Origin of the sequence: Leisingera sp. ANG-S5 (assembly GCF_000813925.1) — a bacterium.
GTDB lineage: Bacteria > Pseudomonadota > Alphaproteobacteria > Rhodobacterales > Rhodobacteraceae > Leisingera.
Map to the genome: position 1 here is coordinate 53953 of NZ_JWLH01000019.1, position 21278 is coordinate 75230.

Annotated in this window: 24 protein-coding genes; 4 read left to right on the forward strand and 20 right to left on the reverse strand. The window is 60.7% G+C overall.

The features are described from left to right. Positions 1–131 precede the first annotated feature (131 nt). From RA25_RS19895 to RA25_RS19920, 6 genes are all read right to left on the reverse strand, one after another. A complete protein-coding gene (locus RA25_RS19895) occupies positions 132–452 on the reverse strand; it encodes a hypothetical protein (protein ID WP_039174644.1) in 321 nt (106 codons plus the stop codon). A 449-nt stretch (positions 453–901) separates the two neighbouring features. Then, positions 902–1717 carry a formate/nitrite transporter family protein gene (locus tag RA25_RS19900; protein ID WP_039174646.1) on the reverse strand — a complete coding sequence of 272 codons (816 nt, stop codon included), beginning with the start codon at positions 1715–1717 and terminating at the stop codon, positions 902–904. A gap of 6 nt (positions 1718–1723) precedes the next feature. Further along, positions 1724–2284 (reverse strand): hypothetical protein, encoded by a 561-nt coding sequence (locus RA25_RS19905; RefSeq protein WP_039174648.1) that lies wholly within the window; start codon positions 2282–2284, stop codon positions 1724–1726. After that, positions 2281–2880: an SCO family protein gene (locus tag RA25_RS19910; protein WP_039174649.1), complete on the reverse strand. Its 600-nt coding sequence runs from the start codon at positions 2878–2880 to the stop codon at positions 2281–2283. Before RA25_RS19910 ends, RA25_RS19905 begins: the two co-directional genes overlap by 4 nt. Beyond that, positions 2880–4340 carry a cbb3-type cytochrome c oxidase subunit I gene (locus tag RA25_RS19915; RefSeq protein WP_039174651.1) on the reverse strand — a complete coding sequence of 487 codons (1461 nt, stop codon included), beginning with the start codon at positions 4338–4340 and terminating at the stop codon, positions 2880–2882. Before RA25_RS19915 ends, RA25_RS19910 begins: the two co-directional genes overlap by 1 nt. Further along, positions 4341–4850, reverse strand: a complete 510-nt coding sequence (locus tag RA25_RS19920; protein WP_039174653.1) for a cytochrome c oxidase subunit I — start codon at positions 4848–4850, stop codon at positions 4341–4343. It abuts the gene before it with no gap. A gap of 108 nt (positions 4851–4958) precedes the next feature. On the opposite strand from RA25_RS19920, the gene RA25_RS19925 reads away from it, so the two are divergent. After that, complete coding sequence (locus tag RA25_RS19925) at positions 4959–5414, forward strand: RrF2 family transcriptional regulator (protein WP_039174655.1); 456 nt, start codon at positions 4959–4961, stop codon at positions 5412–5414. A 41-nt stretch (positions 5415–5455) separates the two neighbouring features. Here the strand turns inward: RA25_RS19925 and RA25_RS22840 are convergent, their stop codons facing one another. The 10 genes from RA25_RS22840 to RA25_RS22515 form a co-directional block, all read right to left on the reverse strand. After that, positions 5456–5635 (reverse strand): hypothetical protein, encoded by a 180-nt coding sequence (locus RA25_RS22840; RefSeq protein ID WP_206539712.1) that lies wholly within the window; start codon positions 5633–5635, stop codon positions 5456–5458. Next, the gene (ccoP, locus tag RA25_RS19930) at positions 5622–6494 is read right to left on the reverse strand and encodes a cytochrome-c oxidase, cbb3-type subunit III (RefSeq protein WP_039174657.1); all 873 of its coding nucleotides are present in this window, start codon (positions 6492–6494) and stop codon (positions 5622–5624) included. Before ccoP ends, RA25_RS22840 begins: the two co-directional genes overlap by 14 nt. Beyond that, positions 6485–6652: a cbb3-type cytochrome c oxidase subunit 3 gene (locus RA25_RS19935; protein WP_039174659.1), complete on the reverse strand. Its 168-nt coding sequence runs from the start codon at positions 6650–6652 to the stop codon at positions 6485–6487. The genes ccoP and RA25_RS19935 overlap by 10 nt, the downstream gene beginning before the upstream one ends. Beyond that, positions 6649–7380, reverse strand: a complete 732-nt coding sequence (gene ccoO, locus RA25_RS19940; protein WP_039174661.1) for a cytochrome-c oxidase, cbb3-type subunit II — start codon at positions 7378–7380, stop codon at positions 6649–6651. Before ccoO ends, RA25_RS19935 begins: the two co-directional genes overlap by 4 nt. A gap of 6 nt (positions 7381–7386) precedes the next feature. Beyond that, on the reverse strand, positions 7387–9009 hold the full coding sequence (ccoN, locus tag RA25_RS19945; protein ID WP_039174663.1) for a cytochrome-c oxidase, cbb3-type subunit I: 1623 nt from the start codon (positions 9007–9009) through the stop codon (positions 7387–7389). Continuing rightward, positions 8999–9289, reverse strand: coding sequence for a DUF1971 domain-containing protein (locus tag RA25_RS19950; protein WP_039174664.1), 291 nt, complete (start codon positions 9287–9289; stop codon positions 8999–9001). Before RA25_RS19950 ends, ccoN begins: the two co-directional genes overlap by 11 nt. After that, positions 9286–10026 (reverse strand): DUF2189 domain-containing protein, encoded by a 741-nt coding sequence (locus tag RA25_RS19955; protein ID WP_039174666.1) that lies wholly within the window; start codon positions 10024–10026, stop codon positions 9286–9288. Before RA25_RS19955 ends, RA25_RS19950 begins: the two co-directional genes overlap by 4 nt. Before the next feature lie 73 nt (positions 10027–10099). Further along, a complete protein-coding gene (locus tag RA25_RS19960) occupies positions 10100–10519 on the reverse strand; it encodes a group III truncated hemoglobin (RefSeq protein ID WP_039174668.1) in 420 nt (139 codons plus the stop codon). A gap of 127 nt (positions 10520–10646) precedes the next feature. Further along, positions 10647–11645, reverse strand: a complete 999-nt coding sequence (locus RA25_RS19965; protein WP_241477452.1) for a haloalkane dehalogenase — start codon at positions 11643–11645, stop codon at positions 10647–10649. 16 nt (positions 11646–11661) lie between these two features. Next, positions 11662–12492: an SDR family NAD(P)-dependent oxidoreductase gene (locus tag RA25_RS22515; protein WP_193747996.1), complete on the reverse strand. Its 831-nt coding sequence runs from the start codon at positions 12490–12492 to the stop codon at positions 11662–11664. A gap of 490 nt (positions 12493–12982) precedes the next feature. Here RA25_RS22515 and RA25_RS19975 point away from each other — a divergent pair, with 490 nt between their 5' ends. Continuing rightward, positions 12983–13486, forward strand: coding sequence for a hypothetical protein (locus RA25_RS19975; protein ID WP_039174670.1), 504 nt, complete (start codon positions 12983–12985; stop codon positions 13484–13486). 47 nt (positions 13487–13533) lie between these two features. Here RA25_RS19975 and RA25_RS22245 read toward each other — a convergent pair whose 3' ends face one another. From RA25_RS22245 to RA25_RS19990, 3 genes are all read right to left on the reverse strand, one after another. Next, the gene (locus tag RA25_RS22245; RefSeq protein ID WP_152612253.1) at positions 13534–15036 is read right to left on the reverse strand and encodes a tetratricopeptide repeat protein; all 1503 of its coding nucleotides are present in this window, start codon (positions 15034–15036) and stop codon (positions 13534–13536) included. Between the two features lie 245 nt (positions 15037–15281). Further along, on the reverse strand, positions 15282–18410 hold the full coding sequence (locus tag RA25_RS19985; protein ID WP_039174671.1) for an efflux RND transporter permease subunit: 3129 nt from the start codon (positions 18408–18410) through the stop codon (positions 15282–15284). Positions 18411–18412: 2 nt separating this feature from the next. Then, positions 18413–19546, reverse strand: coding sequence for an efflux RND transporter periplasmic adaptor subunit (locus tag RA25_RS19990; RefSeq protein WP_039174672.1), 1134 nt, complete (start codon positions 19544–19546; stop codon positions 18413–18415). 133 nt (positions 19547–19679) lie between these two features. On the opposite strand from RA25_RS19990, the gene RA25_RS19995 reads away from it, so the two are divergent. After that, entirely contained in the window at positions 19680–20297 is a 618-nt protein-coding gene (locus tag RA25_RS19995) for a TetR/AcrR family transcriptional regulator (protein ID WP_039174673.1), read from the forward strand. Positions 20298–20614: 317 nt separating this feature from the next. Here RA25_RS19995 and RA25_RS20000 read toward each other — a convergent pair whose 3' ends face one another. After that, the gene (locus RA25_RS20000) at positions 20615–20995 is read right to left on the reverse strand and encodes a MarR family winged helix-turn-helix transcriptional regulator (RefSeq protein ID WP_052254318.1); all 381 of its coding nucleotides are present in this window, start codon (positions 20993–20995) and stop codon (positions 20615–20617) included. A 165-nt stretch (positions 20996–21160) separates the two neighbouring features. Here RA25_RS20000 and RA25_RS23345 point away from each other — a divergent pair. Continuing rightward, on the forward strand, positions 21161–21278 hold a 118-nt coding region (locus tag RA25_RS23345; RefSeq protein WP_446720388.1), incomplete at its 3' end, for a helix-turn-helix domain-containing protein.

A 21278-nucleotide genomic window follows, 5' to 3' on the forward strand; every position in this document is an offset into this window, starting at 1 on the left:
TGCTGCACCCACGACGTAGGGCAGCTTCTGGTCGCGGAAGCGCGGCGAAAATCGTGGCCTGATCTGGCGACAGGACTGGATTTGCAAGGGCTGCTTTCTGCGCTTCGCTGCCCCTGGTTCACCCCGCAGCATCACATGAGGTAGCTGGGCCCTGCCGAAGGTCCGTTTTCGGGAAAATCACCATGGAATTTTGCACCGACAGCATCTTTGGCACTCGCCACCATGTCTATGTCTGCTCCGGGCTGCCTGCCGTCATTCACACCTGGTGCGGCGAATGCCCAGTCAGAGCCCTTACGGTGAATTTGATTTTTTCGCAGCGCGCGCTTGCGGCACGCCGGATACCGCAGATGCAGAAAAGTACGCGCTGCCTCGCCGAATTCAAAGCCGCCATTGGTTGAAGTTTCAGCAAAACTTGACCAGGGAAGGATCGAGGCGCCGGACTTTGCTGCCATTGAGCCTTTGAATTCAGCACGCCACTATCCCACGATGATCTATGTTTTGGCATACCCAGAGTTTGATCCATCCTGCACAGACCGAAATAGCGATTTTTGAACAAAACATGAACCCCAAAGGGCCAAACTCGTTCCACCACACGTTACGCTGGTGTTTGGAGTACAGAGCGAGCGCTTACAGACCATCACAGAGTTGGTCGAGGCAGCTTCAAGCCAATTGCAGGACCCTTCGTTCCCTGGATCAGAGATTGCAGGCGCAATTGCGCCCTTCCAGCAAGCAGACATGAAAAATTACCAGATAGTTGAGCGCAGGCCGTTACCCTGGTTTTGAAATCGAGTGCAGACAGGTTTAATTCTCCGGCGTTCCTGGCACGTCTCGTACACAAGAAGCGGGAGCATACCGAAGGCAGCTCCCTACATTGCCACCACACCTTGCTCTTCACGCCTTTTCAGCGGGAAATTGCACCTGACCCGGGTTCAACAGCAGCTTCCGCCCGCGGGCGGGAAGCTGCGCGCCAGTAGCCCCAGCCCATAATCACCGCGCCGGCAAAAGTATTGCCCAGGGTGACAAAGGCAAGGTTATAGGCGGCACCGACCAGGGAGATACTGTCCGGGTGGTCCGACATCAGCGCCACCGAGAACACCGTCATATTAGCCACGCTGTGCTCGAAACCGGCCGCAATAAAGGCGTAGAGGCACCAGAAAATGATGATGCATTTGGCCACGTCGTCCCTGGCGCGTGCCGAGCACCACAAGGCCAGGCACACCAGCCAGTTGCACAGCACAGCCTTGGCGAACAGCTGCAGCGCAGAACCATGCATTTTCTTCGCTGCCACCTTGTACAGCAGCGCATCCTCGCCTGCGCCCAGGATCAGCCCGCCGCCGCCCGCAGTGAACACGGCCGCCAGCAGCAGCGCCCCGGCCAGGTTGCCGCCCCAGCTGGCCGCCCAGCAGCGCAGCAGGTCGCCGAGGCAAGTGTGGCCGGTCAGAAGGCCCTGCGTCATGTACATGGTGTGGCCGGTGAACAGCTCAGCACCGGCGAAAACCACCAGCGTCAACGCGACACCGAAACTTGCGCCCATGACAATCGGGCGGAAAGCCCCCTCCACGCCCTGCCCCACCGAAAAGATCAGGAGAATTCCGGCCCCGACAAAAGCACCTGCCTTCAGCGCCAGGATCAGGAAGGCCAGCGGATCCGTGCGCAGTTGGAGGCTTTTCTGCCGGGCCAGATATGCAAAGTTCAGGACCGTCTCGGCATAGGTCATGTCACGTCATGCTCCGCATTTGGAACATCCGGCGCTGCCTGACGGCAGCCAGCGCGGATGTCCGAACAAAACCGGGACAGCCCAAATGCAGGCCAGCACCACGGCAAGCTGAAGAAAGGCAAATCCCAGATCCTGCTGGGCAGACACCAGGTAGGAATTGCAGATCCGCAAGGGGGCATGGGTATAAAGGAACCCCAAAACCCCCAGCATCGACAGCGCATTGGCCTTGAGGAAGCCGCGCAGAACGGGGGCCAGCCATGGCCAGCTCAGCCGCAGCGGCACGCCAAGCAGCAAAGGCAGGCTCAGGTATTTGGCGGTCTCCCCGGCTGGCGTCAGCGCCCAGTCCACACTGCGCGGCAGCATCCAGAACAGAAAGGCCGTCAGTGCGGTCAGCAGCAGCGGAACCGCCCAAACACGCCGCCCGCGCATATCCCAGCTGATGAGCACGCCCGCCAGCACCAGCAAGGGCATCTGCACCAGCACATGCTGGACCGGGCTGGCCTCTACTGCCTGACGCAGGGCAATGGCCTCAGCTGCGGCAAGCAGGGCCAGGACGGTCATCTTCATGGCTGCGCCTCCCCAAGATAGGCAACCACTGCCTCCACAGCATCCGTGTCATAGACCGCTGAAAACCGGCCATCGCCGCTGATCACGTGAATCGCTGCGTTATGCTGAAACCCGCCCCATTCGTCCGGAATGACCGTCACATCAAACAGCTTCAACAAGCCTGGAAGATCTTTCTGCGTCGGCCGTGCGATGGTCCACATGATCCCATCAGCCTCATGGGCATCTCCATAGATCGACATCTGCTCCGGCGTGTCCCGCTCCGGGTCGAAGCTGACTGACAGCAGCCGGGCCTGCACCCCTTGCGCCTGCAGGTGGTCGCGGATCCCGGCAAAATCCGCCGCCGAGGTCTGACAAATATCGCCGCAAACGGTGTAGATGAACTCAACCAGCACAACTTCACCCGCTTGCGGCAGCAGTGGCACCTGCCGGCTGGCCATATCCTCCAGAAGCACTTCGGGCACTTTGCGGGGCGACTGCACCACATCCAGCCGCCGCGCCGCTTCGCTGGTGAAGGCCCGGGCCCCGTCCGTGGCCAGCCACAGGATCCCGCCGCCGGCCACGGCGGCGAGAACCGAAGGGAGAAAACGTGCCGCCATCAGCCTTCGCGCCGCCCGAGCCGCGCAACAAAGCGCAGGACAAAGATCAGCGTTCCCAGGACCACCAGCACGCTGAACAAGGTGCCGATGCGGTCATGGGTCAGCCATTCCTCGTAATGCACTGCCCAGCGGCGCGGGATCGAGGCAGCGCCGGAGACCAGGAACACCGTCACGAAACCGGCAGCACCCGCCAGGTAGGTCACAAAGGCCGCACGGTCCAAGCCGCCCATCTGCGAGATCGTCTTGCCGCGCACCAGCCAGGCCATGAAGCCAAAGGCCATCGCAACCTCGCCCAGCAGCAGATAGGTGTGGAAATGGCCCGGCACCCACATGGTGTTATGCATCACCTTGTTGACGCTGATCATCCCGTCGATCGAGGCCGGGATCGAGCCCACTGACCAGCCCGCAACCGATAGCACCAGCAGCGACGCCGCCAGGTCCCATGTCATCTTGGAACCCCTCACATAAAGAAAGGTGGAGAAGGCCGTTACCGCGATCAGGGGAATGCCGCTGAAGTAGGAGACCAGCTGCCCCACCACCAGCATCCAGGGTGGCATCACCACATCCTGCAGCAAATGGTGCCAGTAGACCGCCATTACAAAGATCAGCACCGCGTTCCAGGCAATTGCAAACAGGCGGTTCGATTTCCAGGGTTTGCCGGTGTATTCCGGCAGGATCTCATAGACCGCCGTCACCGCCATGTAGATCGACGCGTTGATGAACACATGACCGAAGAAATAGATCAGGTTCTTTGCAAGGAGTGCATCGACCTCGAACCCCGGCACCAGCAGATGCACCAGGCTTGCCGCCAGCACCGCCGCGCCCAGGATGATGCCGATCGAGTTGAAGATGGTCACTGCCGAGGCCGCCACGATGGCGGGCGGCGGCGGATCATTGTCCTCGCGGCCTAGGATCAGGTTCCAGCCAAGCGCTCGCGCCAGGCTGCCGTAACGGGCATGAATACGGCGGCCCAGCTCCAGGTAATAGAGCAGAAAACCCACCCCGATAGCGGTATAACCCAGCATGAAGGCCGCGGCGGCGCCCGCCTCCCAGGCGCCGCCAGAGAGTGCAGGCAGAGGGAAAAGGAAGGTCCAGGCACCGCCGTAACCGCCGATGAAGATGGCGCCAAGGATCAGCACCACCCCCAGCAGAAACAGTCCCAGGAAGGCCCAGTAAATGCCGCCGGCCAGCTCCAGATAACGGCCGCAGAAGTACCACATGATCGCCGCGCCCGACAGCGCCGCGGTGCCCACCATTCCCGCGCCATGCGCGGTCAGCAGCTGATAAAACAGCGCCGGGTCCAGCTCGATCCACTGGCCCTGCGCCGCGCGCATGATGAGGCCGAAGACCATCATCAGCGCAAACACTGCGCCGGACAGGATCATTGTCAGCTTGACCGCCCCCGCCTGGGGACCGGCTGCTGCCGGTTCAAATGCGAATGTTTCAGATGCAGTGCTCATTTACTCCTCCGCTGCGATGACTTCGAATTCGTTGACCATGTCGTGATGCGCCACGCCGCAGAATTCCATGCACAAGACCTGGTAGCTGCCCGGCTCCTCAAACGTGTGGGTGATTTGCGTGGTGTAGCCGGGGATCGCCTGCACCTGGGCCAGCAGCGTGAGGTCGCTGTTATAAATGCCCATCCCGTGGGTCACGTCCTCGGTGGTGACGCTGAACAGGATCGGCTTGCCGGCGGGGATTTCCGTGGTGTCGATGTCCCACCACCACTGGCCGCCGCTGACATTCACCTCCAGCGCATCACCGGTGCCGGCCAGCGCATGGGGCCACTCCCTCAGCGATGCAACGGAGACGATCACACCCACAATCGTCATCGCCCAGATCAGCCCGGTGCGTTTTGCGTTGGCGCCCGGCCCCGGCGCCGGGCCGCGCGCAGCCCGCGCCGCCAGAACAAAGACCGCTGACAGCGCCGCCATCAGGATCAGCGAGATTATTAGAACAACTGGCTGCATGCGCTGCCTCCATTTAATAAGCATTTTGAATGCCTATTATTGGGTGGTGTGGATACATGTCAACAAAATACGTCTTTTCAATGCATATTAATTGTGGGATGAACGCATATGCAGATCACCAAGTTTTCCGATTACGCCCTGCGCATCCTGATTCACCTCGCCACCCACGAGGACGGGCTGATGACCACCCGCGAAATAGCCGGGATGCAGCAGCTGCCGTTCAACCATCTGGCCAAGATCTCCCAGTGGCTGACCCACGAGGGCTATGTGGAATCGGTCCGCGGTCGCAACGGCGGCATGCGCCTTGCTAGGCCGCCCGAAGCGATCTCTATCGGTGCACTGCTGCGAAAATCGGAACACGGCACGCCGCTGGTGGAATGTATGAAGGAGGACGGCGGCTGCTGCGTGATGACACCGGCCTGCGGACTGCTGCCAATCCTGAGTGAGGCGCAGGAGGCCTTTTTTGCAGCGCTGGACAACCGCACCCTTAAGGACGTGCTGGAAGGAAACCACGGCATGAGGAATCTGATCCGGGCGCTGGAAGCGGAGCAGGCCTTGAAATAGGCTGCGCCCGCCTGCCCGGCCCCAGCCTTTTCAGCCGCTCCTCACTTGGCGGCGCCGGAAACCGTGCCCTCCAGAACCTGCCCGTCCCAGGCTTCAAACGCCACCGACAGATGCCAGGCCTTGAACCCGGCGTAGCCTGCCAGCAGCGCCAGTATCAGCAGGTACATCGCCCTGCGGAAACGCGGGTTTTCCTCTGACGGTTTATTCTCAGTCGGCGGCATCATTGCCGTTCCACAGCACGTAAAGTGTCAGCATCCGGATTTGGGCGTCGCTCAACCTGCCCTCCCAAGCGGGCATGACGCCCATTCGGCCATAGTAGACGCTGCGGTAAACATCGTCCCGGCTGCCGCCATAGATCCACTGGCTATCACCCAGATCCGGCGCGCCGTTTTCATAGCCGCCGCGCCCATCGTCGCCATGGCAGGCAGCACAGTTGTCCTCAAACACTGTCCTGCCCGCTTCGGCCAGCTCCGCGTTATGCGCCTGTCCAGACAGCGACAGCACAAATTCCACTGCCTCCTTGACCTGCGCCTTGTCCAGCATCCCGTCGGCGCCAAAAGCCAGCATCTGGGCGCTGCGGGTGTCGTCATGGGCCGCATTGATGCCATAGCGGATGCTGTACTCGACTTCCTCCGGGCTGCCGGACCACAGCCAATGCCCATCCGTCAGATTGGGAAACCCGGTCTGGCCCGTCAGCTCCGCCGTGTGGCAGGCGGCGCAGTTGTCGGCATATAGTTTGCCGATCGCCTGGCTATAGCGCGCCTCCAGCTCCGGTTCTGCCGCCAGCGCTGCAATGTCCGCGGACTGGAACGGCGAAAAGGCCTGCGCCCGCTCCGCCTCCGCCTGATCCACCGCAGCTGCCACCACCGCCCGCGTGGAATAGCCCAGCAAGCCCTTGGCATAGCCGGTGACCAGCGGAAATGAGGGGTACAGCAGCCAGAACAGCACCGACACCGCAATGCTGATCCACAGCGCCCAGCGGGAGGCCCAGGGCACGGGCGTGTCCATTTCCTTGATCCCGTCCCACTCGTGGCCGGTCAGCTCAGTGCCCGAAACCGGGTCCTTTTCCCTCACTGCCATGGCTGATCCTCCCGCCCGTCCAGCGGGGATTGTGCCGCATCGTCATAGATCCGCCGCCGTGACGGCCAATAGGTCCAAAGCACTGCCGCCAAGAACACAACCAGCAAGTAAACCGCCCCCCAGGTCTTGGAGAACACAAGAACGGCATCATGAGTCATCGGTTGCTCTCCTCCGGGTCCAGTGTATCCAGGTCCGCAAGCGTTCCCAGCATCTGCAGATAGGCGACCAGCGCATCCATTTCCGTCAGCCGCCCGGGCTGGCCGTCAAAGTCGCGCACCTGCACCTTTGCGCCATAGCTCTCTTGCAGCTCGCTTTCGTAGTTCTGCTCGAAATCCGCCTGCCAGACCGCGTCCTTCTCTGCGTTTTCGATCTGGGCTTCGGTATAGGGCACCCCGGCGCGGCTCAGCGCCTTCAACGCTGCGGGCAGATGGCCGGTCGCCAGCCGAGTATCCGACAGAAAGGCATAGCCGGGCATCACCGAACCCTCCACCAGTTCCCGCGGAGCCTCCAGATGGGCCACGTGCCAGGCATCAGAATATTTGCCACCGATCCGCGCCAGATCCGGACCGGTGCGTTTAGAGCCCCATTGGAACGGATGGTCATACATGCTTTCGGCCGCGAGGCTGTAATGACCGTAGCGCTCCACGTCCGAGCGCAGGGTGCGGATCATCTGACTGTGGCAGGCATAACACCCCTCCCGCACGTAGATGTCGCGCCCGGCCAGCTCCAGCGGCGTATAGGGGCGCATCCCCTCGACCTCCTCCACCGTATTCTCGATGGTGAACAGCGGCGCGATCTCGACAATGCCGCCGATCGAGGCCACCAGCAGGATCGCCAAGGCAAACCCGATGGAATTCCGTTCAAGTTTCTGATGCTGTGTGCTCATGGCTAGTCACTCCGCGGGCTGCCGGGGGATTGGCCCCGATTGCCGGGTTTGGGTCTTTCGCGGCCCGCTCACCGTCATCCAGATGTTATAGGCGCCAATGCAGCCACCGATCAGGTAGAGCAGCCCGCCAACCGCGCGCGCGGCATAGTAGGGATGCATTTCCACCACGCTGTCGAGGAAGGAGTAGAGGAACGCGCCATCGGCATCATAGGTCTGCCACATCAGCGATTGGGTGATGCCGCTGTTCCACATTGCGCCGACGTAGATCAGCGTCCCGGACAGGGCGAGCCAGAAGTGCCAGGCCTCCAGCTTCAGGGAATAGACGCCCTCGCGTTTCCACACCCAAGGCACCATCTTGTACATCGCCCCGAAGGTGATGAAGGCAACCCAACCCAACGCGCCTGCATGCACATGGCCCACCGTCCAGTCGGTGTAATGGCTCAGAGAATTGACCGGCCGGATCGCCATGAAGGACCCCTCGAATGTCGCCAGTCCATAGAACAGCACCGCAACCATCATGAACCGCACCGCCGGATCGGTCCGCACCTTGTCCCAGGCGCCGTTGATGGTCAGGATGCCGTTGAAGACCGAGGCCCAGCTCGGCACCAGCAGGATGATCGACATGGTCATGCCCAGGTACTGCACCCAGTCCGGCAGCGCCGTGTAATGCAGATGGTGCGAGCCGGCCCACAGGTACAGGAAGGTGATCCCCCAGAAGCCGACAATCGACATCCGGTAGGAATAGACCGGCCGGTTCACCGCCTTGGGCAGAAAGTAATAGAGCATCCCAAGGAAGCCGGCGGTCAGCAGGAAGCCCACCGCATTATGCCCGTACCACCACTGCGTCATCGCATCCTGGGTGCCCGCAAACAGCGAATAGCTCTTGGGGTAGGCGATTGAGACCGGCACCGACAGGTTGTTCACCGTGTGCAGCATCGCAATCACCACGATAAAGGCCAGGTAATACCAGTTGGCGACATAGATATGCGGCTCCGCCCGCCGGGCCAGCGTTTTCAGGTACAGCGCCAGATAGCCAACCCAGACCACCAGCAGCAGCAGATCCGCATACCATTCCGGCTCGGCGTATTCCTTGGACTGGGTGATGCCCAGCGGATAGCCCGAGGCCGCCAGCACCAGGAACAGGTTGTAGCCCCAGAACACCAGCCACGGCAGGGTCTCGCTCGCCAGCCGTGCCCTTGAGGTCCGCTGCACCACATAAAACGAGGTGGCAATCAGCGCGTTACCGCCAAAGCCGAAGATCACGCCGGAGGTATGCACCGGCCGCAGCCGCCCGAAGTTTGACCAGGACATATCGCCATTCAGCGCCGGGAAGGCCAGCTGCCAGGCCAAGATGTCGCCCACCGCGAAGCCGATGATGGCCCAGATCAGCGCTGCGACCACGCCAAAGCGGATCACCCTGTCGTTATAGGCCTGCGGCACCTCAGCCGGGGATCCGCCCATCCGGTTCAGCATCCACAAGATGCCCCAGCCTGCTGCCAGCGCAATCAGCCAGCCATGCAGCACATATGCCACCGGCACGCCCCAGCCCAGGATCGCCAGCCCGCCTAGCAGCACGAGGCACAGGACGCACAGGATTGCGGAATCTTCCAGGAGAACTCTACGGAGCATCGGGGGCCTCCTGCCGGAAGAAGCGGACTTCGAATTCCACCTGGCCGGGCGCATCCACCGAATGCACCTCCTGCGGCGCAAAAACGGCAGCCTCGCCAGCCTTTATCAACAGGTCCGCCTTGCCTTCACGGCGAAACAGCAACTGCCCGCTTTGAACCGCCAGCTGCCCCCAGACCCCCGCCTTGGTGCTGTGATGCGTGCGCAGCTTTTCCGGCAGGGTATGCTCATTGAAACGCGAGGTGGCGTAATGCACCGCGCCTTCAGGAAGGGCCTCATTCATCTTGCTTCTCCATGAAACAGATCTGCGTAAGCGTGCCAGGTCGCGTAGCCCAGCAGCGGAAAGATTATCGCCAGCCCCAGTAGGCCGGTCAGCACCCCCAGCCCGGTCAGCAGGGTGATCGCCGCCCCCCACCAGACCGACAGCCGGAAGTTATGGGTGGCAGCGTTGAAGCTCAGCCCCATGGCGGAGAAACCATCGATCCGGCGCTCCACCAGCATCGGCAAAGAGAAGGCCGAGACCGCAAACCCCAGCGCTGCAAACAACCCGCCGGTCAAGGACCCGGAAATCAGCAGCATCCAGCCCGCCGGTGTGCTGATCATCAGCACCAGCGTCTCAATGAAGCCGGCAAAGGGCCTGAGGCCATAGACGATGGCGAACAGCACCGTCGCTGCCCGGATCCAGGTCAGGGCAAAGACCATCAGGATTGCGCCCACCAGCGCGATCTGGCCTTTCGAGGCGACCTCGCTCTGCCCGCGCGCCACCGTGTACAAGCCGACCGTGGCAACCGGCCCTACCAGCACCCCGCCCGCCAGCAGCGGCATCAGCATCCAGCCGGTGCCTGTGGCGGCCAGCAGCCAGACTGCCAGCCAGCCCAAGAGCACCAGCGCGCCCCCGTAACACAGCGAATAACCGGGATTGCGGCGCAGGTCGGCCCAGCCTGCCGCCAGCCAGCGCCGCACAACACGGGCAGGCGGCTCTGAGATGATCCGGGCCTTCGAGTAAAGTGGATCCGGCATGTCAGCTATCCCCCGCACTTGCGGCCTGCGCCGCCAGCATAGCACATTCGGCCCCCTGCCTCTGCCGCCAAGCTCATGTCAGCACCGGCGGCGCATCCGCTTCGCGCCGGAAGTTCTCCAGCCCGTAAGACAGGCCCTTGCCTATCCTGTCCGCCAAAGCGGTAAAAGCACGGGCTGTCTCCGGCCTCAACTCCCGCTCCGCGGTATCACGGAACAAAGCCAGCCAGACAGGGAAATGCTCTGGCCGGATTTCCGGATTAGCCAGATGAATCTGCATCGGATTGCCCTCATACCCCGGCTCCCGCAGGATCGCCCCGCGCCAGAAGGCGGCAATCTTTTCCTCATGCGAAGGCCAGTCGCTGACGGCCGGATTGAACACCGGTCCCAGCACCGCATCCGCACGGACACGGGCATAGAAACAACTGACAAGCCTGGCGATTTCTTCGGCTGTCACCTCGAACATCCAGGGCTGCTTTTGCGGCGAATCCTTCATGGCACCACTCCATACATGCATGCAGCATTCATGTATCATTAAATAGGCATTGTAAAGTCGTATTTAAGGCGCCAAAGGGATCATGGACAGTGCCCGGCCACTGACCCGGCGCCTCCAGTTAACCTTATTACTCCAACGCCAGCAGCCATTTTTTCAATGCTGCTCCTATTTCATGCGGACTGGATTCCTGCAGAAAATGCGACCCGGACCCAAGGTCGACATGGGTGAGGTTCAAAGCGTTCACAATCACATACTTAGCGACGGGTGGCGGCATCAGCGCTCCCGGTTGCGCATGAAAGTAAAGCTTGGGAATACCCGATGAATAGAGCCAGTCCCCATTGGCCTCAATTTCCGCTGCGACATCGGCAGGCTCTCCCGCAATCGGGATCTGGCGTGGCCAGGCCAGTGTCGGAAGGCGGTCCTTTACGGCGGCAAACGGCGCTCTGTAGTGCAGAATTTCCGCTTCACTCAAGGTCCGCCCCGAGCCCATTCGGCCAAGCACGGTTTCAACAAAGAAGTTGTGCTGAAGAATCATCGACTCACCCAGCCCTGGTGTTCTGAGAGCCCGGAAAAGCCCGCCAGTGAGAGGGCCCATTGCATCATAGCTCGCAACAGGCACACCAGGCGGGACCAGAGCCTCCATAAAGGCAATTACCCTTACATTCTCCAGGTTCCGCCGGGCGTATCTCATGCCCAGAACCGAGCCCCAATCGTGGACAACCAAGGTGATATCACGCAGCCCCATAGCCTCGATGAAACCGTCCACGTAGCGCACGTGATCTGCAAAAGTATAGTTGATGTCCGGCTTTGAGCTGTCCCCCATTCCGATGAGGTTCGGCGCAACAACACGGTGGTTCTTGGCGGCATAAGGGATGATGTTGCGCCAAAGGTAAGACGAAGTCGGATTGCCGTGCAAAAACAACACCACCGGCCCGCTGCCCTCATCTATGTATGCGATACGTTCGCCCAGAACTTCAGCCGCCTTTTTCTCATAGGGAAATTCCGCGGATACTGGACGGTTGGGAACTAGGGCTTCCGACGCCGCCGGCATGGCAGGCAGTAAAAGCGCAGTGGCCGCAACCCCGGCTGTCAGCGTGCCTGCGGCGTGTTTGAAGAAATCTCTCATCATCGTTTCTGTCCTGTTATGCCGCGTCTTCTTCTGAAGGGTGACGGAGTTTGTTTCTCAGCACGGTCCGAAACACATTGCCAAAGGCCCGAGTGGCAGCCTTGCGGCTCATCAGACGTTTACTCAGATGATAAAGCAGAGAATTTCCCTTCCCTGGAACAGCCAGGCGATGGCGCCCGATCGCTTCGATCGCTGCAGCAACCGCTTCCGGGGCCATTGGCTTGAACTTTGTTCCCGAAAATTCAAAATCCGGCGACAGCTTGGTGTCGGTGAATCCCGGCGCAATCGCGAGCACATCGATACCCGCCGGCTCCAGCTCTGCTGCCAAGCTTTCGCTCAGGATCAGATCGTAGGCTTTTGTTGCTGCGTAATTGGCGATCAGGGGTACGCCCTGAAAGGCAACAATCGAGGAAAGGAATACGATGCCGCCACGCGACCTCTTCGCCATGTCTTGCGCGAAATGGTGGGAGAGCAGAAGCGGGGCGCGCGCGTTAAGATCCAGCGTCATAAGCGCAGCATCAATACTGCTGCTAAGGAACGGCCCCGAATCCTCCCGGCCTGCGTTATTTATCAAAAGACTTACTTCTAGACCGGCTGCCGCATCTTGCACCGATTGCGCTCCGGCATGGGTTGCCAGATCGGCGACTACGATACGTACGTCGGTCTTATGCTGCGCCAACAACTGTTCAGCCAAGGCGCTCAAGTGACCTCCGCGCCGCGCAACCAGGATCAGGTCAAAGCCTTCGGCCGCAAGATAGGCGGCAATTGCTTTGCCGATACCGGATGAAGCGCCTGTGACGACCGCCCAAGGCCCGTATCGGGTGAGTATCCGTTTCTGCTTTGCCATGGTGCAGCCTCCTGGATGCAAAACAAGTGCCCCCCGAAACGGAACCCAAGGCGCTTCAGGGGGTGATCCGCGCCGCTTTAAACGTTGCCAACGGCGACTGGTGAACATGGGTTCCGCTCACGTAGAAGAATGGGGGCTGAGGCACCTGAAACCGAAGTTACTAACCGTTAACGGCAGGCCGCACTCCTGCTCAAAATCATCGAGATTGAAAGCTTATTGACACGATTTCAAATGGTTGCGTCGCACCTGAGTGACATCGCACGCAGCGTGGATTTCAGTCCGCTCTCTCAGGTACTTGGCACCGGCAGCTCGTCCGGTGGCGGGAAACCAAGCCGCCTTACCCGTTACTAACTCCCTTAAACTACAAACCGTCCACCTTAGCCCCGACAATATTCCTGTTCGCAATGATCCACGCTGCACCTGAGCCATCCGGTGCCCGCGGGAATCTGCTGCCCGGAATAGGAGCAGCCTCTCAAGGAAAGGAAACACCATGCCACTGGAAGCCATCTTTGGACTTCAGCTGATCTTCAGTATTGTTGTTGTCTCAGTTATCGCCCGGGTTTACATCGCTCCGTGGCTGTCGGGATTCGCGCACCACGCCGCCTTGGCTATTCTTGTTCTGCCGCACACTATCCGCCACATCGGAATGAGCTTTCAGGTGCCAGGTCTCGTTGGCGACGCTTTACCAAGCGACTTTGCCGCAGCTGCGGCTTATGGCGACCTTGCCAGTGCGGTGTTTGCCCTGCTCGCTTTCCTCCTGCTTCGCTCAGGGGCTTCAGTCGCCATTGGCTTTGCCTGGATCTTCAATCTCTTCGGCTTTATTGATCTGGTCAATGCGCTGCGGCAGGCTGAGGCAATACCGCAGCTTGGCGTAACCTGGTTCATCCCGACTTTCATCGTGCCGGTTCTTTTGGTCACTCACGTGATGATTTTCGCCCGGTTGATCCGAGGCGCACCAACCGCGCAGCCAGGCAGCACAGCACAGACAGGCTGACCCCGCCAATAAAAGTCTCTGGCGCAGGAACCTACTGGCGTCAGAGACTATTGCGGCAGTTCTTCCAGGTAATACCGATAGGCCGCGCTCGCGGCGTAACCAGGGTTAATTTCCTCCATTGCCTGGCGCGCCGTTACCGCCGCCTTTTCATCCGACAGCTCCAGCACATGGACCTTGAAAACATGGTTGGGCAGAAACTCCGGATTGCGCCGGATACCGCGATCAAATGCCCCCAAAGCTGCTATCGGCCTGCCAAGCGCCAGCTGCGCCCGCCCATAAGCAAAGATTGAAGTCACGCCATAATGCGGGTTGAGAGCCATGCTTCTTTCAATTGCCGCCAATGCCTCATCGCCTCTGCCCAGTGCAGACAAGATAAGCGACTGCCAAACATATGCTTCAGCGAAGTTCGGGTTGAGCGCCACAGCCTGGCCGATTGCCTCCGCCGCAGCTTCGTATTGCCCGTCCCAGCGCAGCGCCCAAGCCAGATTTGCATGACCCATCGGCAACGAGCTATCTAGGCGGGTCGATTTACGTGCAAGTTCAATGGCATTGCCAATTGTCTCAGACTTTGACGTAACAAATCCCGCAATAACAGCATAGACAAGGGCGCGTGACTTCCAGGCATAAGCGTCAGCATATTCAGGATCCGCTTCGATGGATGCTCCAAACAGCTCCACTGCTCGGTTCACTCCAGCCCGGGTAAACTGGTAGAAGCTTTCCCGGCCTTGCAGATAGGCATCCTGAGCGATGATGCTAGACGTGCCGCGGCGGGCCAGCTGGGCTTCCGCCTGCCGCGTCAAGGCAATCTCAAGCGCAGCAGCCACCTTGCGGGCGACATCAGTCTGCACCGCGAACACGTCGCCGGTGCTCCTGTCATACCGGCTTGCCCAGACATGCGCTCCGGAGGCCGCGTCAATCAGCTGGGCCGTGATCCGCAACATACTGCCCTCCTTGCGCACACTGCCCTCCAGGACATGTGATACGTTAAGATCACGTGCCACGTCGCGGATGGCAACAGGCCGGTCCTTGTAGGCGTAGGTGGAGTGCCGTGCGATCACCGTCAGCTCGGGAATGATCGAAAGATCGGTTATGATGTCCTCGGTGATGCCATCACTGAAATACGCCTGCTCAGGCCGCGCGCCCATATTGTCGAACGGCAGGACGGCGATGGAGGGCTGCGGTCCCCGGGCCGGCCGGCGGGCAAGATCATCTGCCCGCCATTGGACAACCAACAAAACCATGCCAGCCAAGGCGCATAGCAGCATGAGCGCAGCCCAAGTCCGAAACGCAAGTCGGATCCGCAGCTGCGGCGTGCTTTCCGGTTCCCGCCTCAGAACCCGCAAACGCGGTGCGTAGCCGCCTTTCGGCAAGTCGATCAGTACGGCGTCCTTCAGGCCGCGCCCGGTGTAGTATTCGGTTAATTTTGACCGGAGCCGCCCAGCTTCCACCCGGACAATCGCGTCGATTGCCGGATCGAAGGAGGCATCGCGGTCAAATACGTCCACGCCAAGAGAAAATTGAGAAAGTTCTGCATCGCGCCCCTCAAGCACGGCCTCGACGATATAGCTCAGAAACCTTTTCTGCCGTGGCCCTTGCGCAAACTCCGGGGCTTCGAGAATCCGCTTGAGCTGATCGCGTATTAGCTTTGCATCTGCTTTGCTCCACTCTGAAATCGCACAGTCTCCAACTTAAGGCGCCGCAAAGTCTTATACCAACTCCGGGGCCTGGCATCCATTGCTCCAGCCCTGGCGCTGCCCGCCGCTGCAAGCAGCGGGTGCGGTTCAAGCCGGATCGATCACTCCGCCGCCACCGGCGAGCCCGCCGTCGGCACCGGCACAACTCCGGCCCGCGGTTTCCGCCCTGCAAGCAGGCTGAAGGCAGGCGGCACAAAGTAAAGCGAGACAATCGAAGACAGCAGCACACCGCCGGCAATCGAAACAGCGAAAGGCGGCCAGAACCCGCCCCCGGCCAGGATCAGCGGCAGGAAACCCCCGAAAGTAGTTATCGTTGTTGAAATGATATGTCGGCTAGAACGCATCACCACGCCACGGATCGCATCCCGGTCTCCGCGCGAAGCTGCCCGGTCTTCCTGCAGGGCAGTCACGATGATGATAGCTGCGTTGATCGACACTCCGATTGCTCCGATCACCCCGATCAGCGCCTGGATACCGAAAGCGTAGGAAAATACTTCCAGCGGCAGCAGGCTCAACCCCATCGACAGACCTGCTACCACAAGGACCACACCGCTTAGCCGCCAAGAATTGAAGGTCAGTACAACAGTAGCAACCGTCGCCACCACCACCAGCCCCATGACCGACATGAGATTACGGATTGTCTCCTCCCGCGCGTCCCCTTCGCCGCCCCACTCAATGCGGTAACCAGGCGGCAATTCGATTGGATCTTTGGCCAAGACCTGCTGGAACTCGGAAAGAGCCATATCCGGAAGCACGCCATGAGCCAGGAACCCCTGAACCGCGTTCACGCGCTCGCCGTTGCGGCGGGCAATCGGGCTGTCAGAAGGTTCCAGCCGCAAACCGCCGAGCGCCAGAAGCGGAATGCCCGGATTGGCAGCCGCCAGCTGCTGAGCACCTGGAGGCACGATTTGCAGCGCCGCTAGCTTGTCAGCGGCAGCCCGCTCCGGACCGGACAAACGCACACGCACCGGCAGTTCCTCGGCCCCTTCCACCAGAGATCCGCCCAAGGCACCTTCTGAAAAACCCTGCAATTGCCCAGCCACATCGTTCAGGCTCAACCCGGCAAGCCGTACCTTGTCCTCATCAAGATCGAAGAGCAGCTTAGCGGCTCCGCCGGCCAGCACAGTGCGGCTGTGAATCACACTGTCCACACCGGCCATCCGCACGCGGGCTTCTTCGCCCAGGGCGCGGAGCACTTTCAGGTCCGGTCCGACAAGCCGCAGCTCAAGCGGAGCATCAACCGGGGGCCCTTGCTTCAGGCCGCGCACCAGGACGCGTGCCTGCGGCAAGGCGGTATCGAGCGTTCTTTGCAGTTCCGGAATAACCCGGGCCGTCGCCTCCGGAGAAACTGTAGTCACCAGCGCCTCCGCAAAGAGCGCGTCATTGTCCCTGTTGTTCAGCATGTTGTAGTAGAATGCAGGCGCACTGCGTCCCACGACCCACTGAACCTGGGTAATACCTTCGACCCGGTTCAGAACCTTGTCGGCGGCAATCGCCGCGTCCCGTGTTTGCTCGATCGCGCTGCCGTCAGCCAGTTCCACCTGCACATGGAACTGGTCGCGATCCACTTCGGGGAAGAACTGCGGACGAAGTGTCGGAAATGACAGGAAGGCAACAACGGCCGGCGCCGCAGCACACAACATTGCCAGCCGCGGCCAGTTCAGCGCCGCGGCCAGGCTGGCATCGAACAGGCGGTCGGCTGCTTTGCTCCGGATCCCTGATTGCCACCATGCCTGGCCTTCGCGCCCATCGCTCAGCGCAAGTCCCGCGATGGCGGGGGTGACCGTCAGAGCCAGCAGCAGCGAGCAGACCAGCATGACGATAACCGAGACTGCGATTGCACCAACAAAGTCGCCGGGAGGCCCGGGCAGCACCATCATTGGCACAAAGGCCAAAACCGTGGTGACGGTCGAGGCCAAAAGCGGCAGTGCCAGCCGCCGCACCGCGCCGCCAACGGCGGCTTGCGCCGGAACCCCCGCCTGAAGCCGCTGACGGACCTCATCTGTGGTCACGATGGCTGCATCGACCAAGAGACCCAGCGCCACGATCAGCCCGGTAACCGACATCTGGTGGATGGTCATGCCCAGCATCTCAAGAATTGTCAGAGACATCAGGCTGGTCAGCGGCAGCATGGCGCCAACAATCAGAGCAGAGCGCCAGCCCATCGACACGAACAGGACCGCAATCACCAGCGCCACACCAACGGCCATGTTCACCGCGACTTCGGTCAGACGCTGTGCGGTATATCTGCTTTGATCGAACAGCAGCTCAAGATGCAAGCCGCCAGGCAGCTCAGCCTTCATCTCCTCGATTTCTGCCCGGGCTGCGTCGGCCCAAACATCAACTTGCCGGTCGTCTTCGGTCTTGGCGCCAACCAGCACCGCGCGTCGGCCATTGACATAAGCCAGCGCCGCAGCTGGCATCTGTTCGGTCCGCAGCACGGCAGCAACGTCGCCAACCCGGACCGCTTGCCCCGTTGCTGCGGTCCGCAACGGGATGTTCCGGATCCGTGCCAGACCGTCGATCTCCCCCGCCAGCTCGACCAGATAGTCGGAGGCACTGCCGCGAACCTGCCCGGCCGGCACCTTGGCGTCGGCCTGCGCGATACGGTTCGCCACTGCGCCCGGTGTCAGCCCCAGAGATGCCAGCGCATCCGCATCAACCTCGACGCGGATCTCCTCCGTCGCTTCGCCGTAAAGGGCCACCAGCTTGGTATTGGGAACTTGGCGCAGGCGCTCCTGAAGATCCTCCGCATACCTGCCAAGGATACCAGGGGCGGCCTCCGCCCCGCCAGCCGCCGTGATAGAAGCCAGCATCGTAAAGGCACCAACCCGGTCGTTGTCGAATTCCGGCTCCGGCACGCCGCGGGGCAATTCCCGCCCAGCGTCCGCCAGCGCATCGCGCACTTCCGACCAGACCTGTTCGATCCGAGCATCCGGAGTGAAGTCCGACAGCTCGATCTGCACAGTTGAAATTCCCGTCCGCGATACCGAAGAAATCACGTCGACCTCCGAAATCTCTCGCAGTTCAGCTTCGATTTTCTCTGTAACCAGCGCTTCGACCCGGGCCGGATCGGCTCCAGGATAAGGTGTTATCACCGTTGCAAAAAGATTGGTGATCGTTGGATCTTCCTGCCGCCCGATGGACTGAAAGGCAATAGCCCCTAGCGATGCGATGACGAGAAGCGCGAGGATCAGAATGCGAGGGCGGCGGTACAGATACGTTTCCATGGTCAGCTCCCGCCAGCTATGGTGACGGCCTGGCCGTTGCTGAACTTATGCGCTCCGGACCGGACATACAGAGCACCACCGGCAAATGTGCCGCGGACAAATGCACGCCCGTTTTCAACATGCAGAACTTCAGCAGCCTCTCGGCTGATGATCTGCGCCCCTTCCATTTCTACCACCGTCAGCACCGACCAGAGACCGTTGCCCGCATCACTCAGCGCTGTTAGGCCAACCCAGGCACCGCGGCCCGGAACCCGCCGCTCCATCTGCAGCCGCACCATCTGCCCCATGGCCAACTGCGTGTCCGCCGGCAAGTCAACCAGAACTGCAACAGTGCGCGTGGCGTGATCCATATCTCTGGAAACGGCAACTACCCGGCCTTGGAGTTGCTGGCCCAGATATTCCAGCTCAAGCACTTGCGATACCCGAAGCGCCGCGGCCCGGTCAGGAGGAACACCGATGCGGGCTTGAGGCCGGCTGGTTTCCTGCAACTGAACAATTGGAGTGCCTGCATTGACGACTGCGCCTTCGTCCGCCAGCCGCGCGGCGATACGCCCGGCGTAAGGAGCAGCCACCACAGATTTCTCGATATCCAGCTCCACCAAGGCAATAGCAGCATCCAGCGCATCTCTGCGTGCCTTGAGAGCTGCTAGGGAAAACTGCGCCTCATCATTGATCTGGCTGCTCGCCCAGCCCTCACCGGCCAGTTTCGCCCGCCGCGCCGCGGTGCGCCGGGCCAGCTCTATTTCGGCGTTCAACCCCGCCCGTTCCGCAGCCAGCCGCGTGCGTTCGATTTGCAGCGGCTTTGCATCCAATCGGGCCAGCATCTGACCCTGAGCCACTTGGCTGCCCTCTTCCACCAGGATCTCTTCTATCAGCCCGGCGCGCTCCGCCGCAGCGAGTGTTTGGCGGGCAGGCTCGACCCGTCCCGCAAAACTTTCCCGGATGACATAGCCATCGTCGACCGTCAGCTGCCCAGTTAACGCAATTGCGGGTTCCCCAATGCTGCCGCCCTCGGCCTTGACTGCACGTGCGTGCAATGTCTGAACTGCCACCGCGCTGCCAGCGAAAACCGCCAGGCCAAAGACTGTGGCTACAGGCCAGCCGCGAAAATACTGTTTCTGCGATGTTATAGGCATGGCGTGCTCCTTGGCGGCAAATAAGTATCTCTTACTTATATCGAGTGCTGCCAACATGGTGTAAGATACTCTTACTTTCAAGAAGCTGATGGAGTAGAAATTGGCAGCCGCCGCAACCGCTCAAGGGAACCCGATGACTGAGCCGCAATCCAAGAAGAAATTCCATCACGGTGGTCTCAAGACCGCCCTGATCGATGCAACCATTGAAATGATCCGGGACAGGCGGGTTGAGGACGTTAGCGTCGCCGATGCCGCTCGCGCCGCCCAAGTTTCGAGCGGCGCACCCTACCGGCACTTCAAGGACCGGGATGAGCTTCTGGCAAATGTCGCCGCCGAAGGCTTCCGAAGATTGTCAAAGGCCAAGATTACTGCCTTTGGCAAACATCCGAAGCACTCAATTGAAAGCCTGATTGCTGGTGGCTGCGCCTATGCTGAGTTCGGCTCGGACAATCCCGAACTGTTTCACCTCATGTGGGCGGCGGCCCGCAACCAGGATACCACTGATGTCGCGCGCGTGGCCAGCAACGCGACATACAACACCTTCATTGAAGAACTGACGGGGATAATGAAGGCACAAGGCCTCGGCCATCTGGACCCGCATGAATTCGGAACGCCTTTGTGGGCAATGGTGCATGGGTTTGCAAGTTTGCTGATCGGCAAACCTGCAATTCTGGACAGCAGCCGCCAGGCGCTCAGAAGCCGCATAGCAGATGCCACTTGGGCTTACGTCCGGGGCTATCAGACCGGTTAGAACCCTGGCTGCAGCCCGCTACTGGCTTTCTGCACAGACTAGTTCTGGACTACGTAATACCGAACCGGTTTCTCCGCCGACAGGTATCTGATCCGGCAAATTGGGCTGCCACGCTGGATTAACGAGGGCAATCCCCCTCGACGTTCGCGCGACAAAGCCTGGCACTATTGCATGGCGCTTCAGTCCGCCCCGCTTACAGGCACCAGTATCGGGCAATTTGTGCAGGCGCGGCTGTCGCACAGCCGGCAGGTCCGCAGCTTGTGCGTGTCGTCACCGGCAGCAGCTTGCAGCAGTTTTTCCAGCAGCCGGGCCAGGTCCTATTGTTCGTCAGCGGACAGGCTGCCGGTCACTGCCTCCAGTGCGGCCAGCCGCTCGCGCAGTATGTTCTCCCGAGCGGCTTGGCCGGCTACTGTGAGATAAAGCGCAATGCTGCGCTTGTCGTGCTCCGCCGCCTGTCGTCTGACAAGGCCGTCCTCGGCCAGCCTGTCGATCAGGCGCACCGTGCCCGTATGGGTGAGATCCAAAAGCAGGCTCAGTGCGTCATTCGACAAACCTGGCTGGTGGCCGAGCGCGCAAAGCGCCGCCGGCCCTTCTCCGGAGCGGTGGAACTGCCTCGCCAGAACCGTCTTCAGCTCATCGTGCAGGCAGAGCACCGCCGCCCCCAGTAAATTCGCAGTCCGCCGTGAATCATCCGTCATACGGACAATATGTGACTCACACACTTGATTTGGAAGGGGTCATTTATATATGTGACTCACACACTTTTATGGGGAAACCTGGTCTTCCCCCACTGAAGTGGTCCTCCGCTATGTTTAGTAAAACGGAGGAAACGCATGGCCAACAAGCGACCAAAGCCATAAGAGATTGTCACGAAGTTGCGGCAGGTTGAAATACTGACCGCGCAAGGAATGCCGCGTCTGGATGCGATCCGGCAGATTGGCGTGACTGAACAGACCTATTACCGCTGGAAGAAGAAGTACG

Bases quoted from the DNA above. Each gene is read 5' to 3' on its own strand.
- RA25_RS19895 (WP_039174644.1), bottom strand. From the start codon at position 452: ATGGCAGCAAAGTCCGGCGCCTCGATCCTTCCCTGGTCAAGTTTTGCT.
- RA25_RS19900 (WP_039174646.1), bottom strand. From the start codon at position 1,717: ATGACCTATGCCGAGACGGTCCTGAACTTTGCATATCTGGCCCGGCAG.
- RA25_RS19905 (WP_039174648.1), bottom strand. From the start codon at position 2,284: ATGAAGATGACCGTCCTGGCCCTGCTTGCCGCAGCTGAGGCCATTGCC.
- RA25_RS19910 (WP_039174649.1), bottom strand. From the start codon at position 2,880: ATGGCGGCACGTTTTCTCCCTTCGGTTCTCGCCGCCGTGGCCGGCGGC.
- RA25_RS19915 (WP_039174651.1), bottom strand. From the start codon at position 4,340: ATGAGCACTGCATCTGAAACATTCGCATTTGAACCGGCAGCAGCCGGT.
- RA25_RS19920 (WP_039174653.1), bottom strand. From the start codon at position 4,850: ATGCAGCCAGTTGTTCTAATAATCTCGCTGATCCTGATGGCGGCGCTG.
- RA25_RS19925 (WP_039174655.1), top strand. From the start codon at position 4,959: ATGCAGATCACCAAGTTTTCCGATTACGCCCTGCGCATCCTGATTCAC.
- RA25_RS22840 (WP_206539712.1), bottom strand. From the start codon at position 5,635: ATGCCGCCGACTGAGAATAAACCGTCAGAGGAAAACCCGCGTTTCCGC.
- ccoP (WP_039174657.1), bottom strand. From the start codon at position 6,494: ATGGCAGTGAGGGAAAAGGACCCGGTTTCGGGCACTGAGCTGACCGGC.
- RA25_RS19935 (WP_039174659.1), bottom strand. From the start codon at position 6,652: ATGACTCATGATGCCGTTCTTGTGTTCTCCAAGACCTGGGGGGCGGTT.
- ccoO (WP_039174661.1), bottom strand. From the start codon at position 7,380: ATGAGCACACAGCATCAGAAACTTGAACGGAATTCCATCGGGTTTGCC.
- ccoN (WP_039174663.1), bottom strand. From the start codon at position 9,009: ATGCTCCGTAGAGTTCTCCTGGAAGATTCCGCAATCCTGTGCGTCCTG.
- RA25_RS19950 (WP_039174664.1), bottom strand. From the start codon at position 9,289: ATGAATGAGGCCCTTCCTGAAGGCGCGGTGCATTACGCCACCTCGCGT.
- RA25_RS19955 (WP_039174666.1), bottom strand. From the start codon at position 10,026: ATGCCGGATCCACTTTACTCGAAGGCCCGGATCATCTCAGAGCCGCCT.
- RA25_RS19960 (WP_039174668.1), bottom strand. From the start codon at position 10,519: ATGAAGGATTCGCCGCAAAAGCAGCCCTGGATGTTCGAGGTGACAGCC.
- RA25_RS19965 (WP_241477452.1), bottom strand. From the start codon at position 11,645: ATGAGAGATTTCTTCAAACACGCCGCAGGCACGCTGACAGCCGGGGTT.
- RA25_RS22515 (WP_193747996.1), bottom strand. From the start codon at position 12,492: ATGGCAAAGCAGAAACGGATACTCACCCGATACGGGCCTTGGGCGGTC.
- RA25_RS19975 (WP_039174670.1), top strand. From the start codon at position 12,983: ATGCCACTGGAAGCCATCTTTGGACTTCAGCTGATCTTCAGTATTGTT.
- RA25_RS19985 (WP_039174671.1), bottom strand. From the start codon at position 18,410: ATGGAAACGTATCTGTACCGCCGCCCTCGCATTCTGATCCTCGCGCTT.
- RA25_RS19990 (WP_039174672.1), bottom strand. From the start codon at position 19,546: ATGCCTATAACATCGCAGAAACAGTATTTTCGCGGCTGGCCTGTAGCC.
- RA25_RS19995 (WP_039174673.1), top strand. From the start codon at position 19,680: ATGACTGAGCCGCAATCCAAGAAGAAATTCCATCACGGTGGTCTCAAG.
- RA25_RS20000 (WP_052254318.1), bottom strand. From the start codon at position 20,995: ATGACGGATGATTCACGGCGGACTGCGAATTTACTGGGGGCGGCGGTG.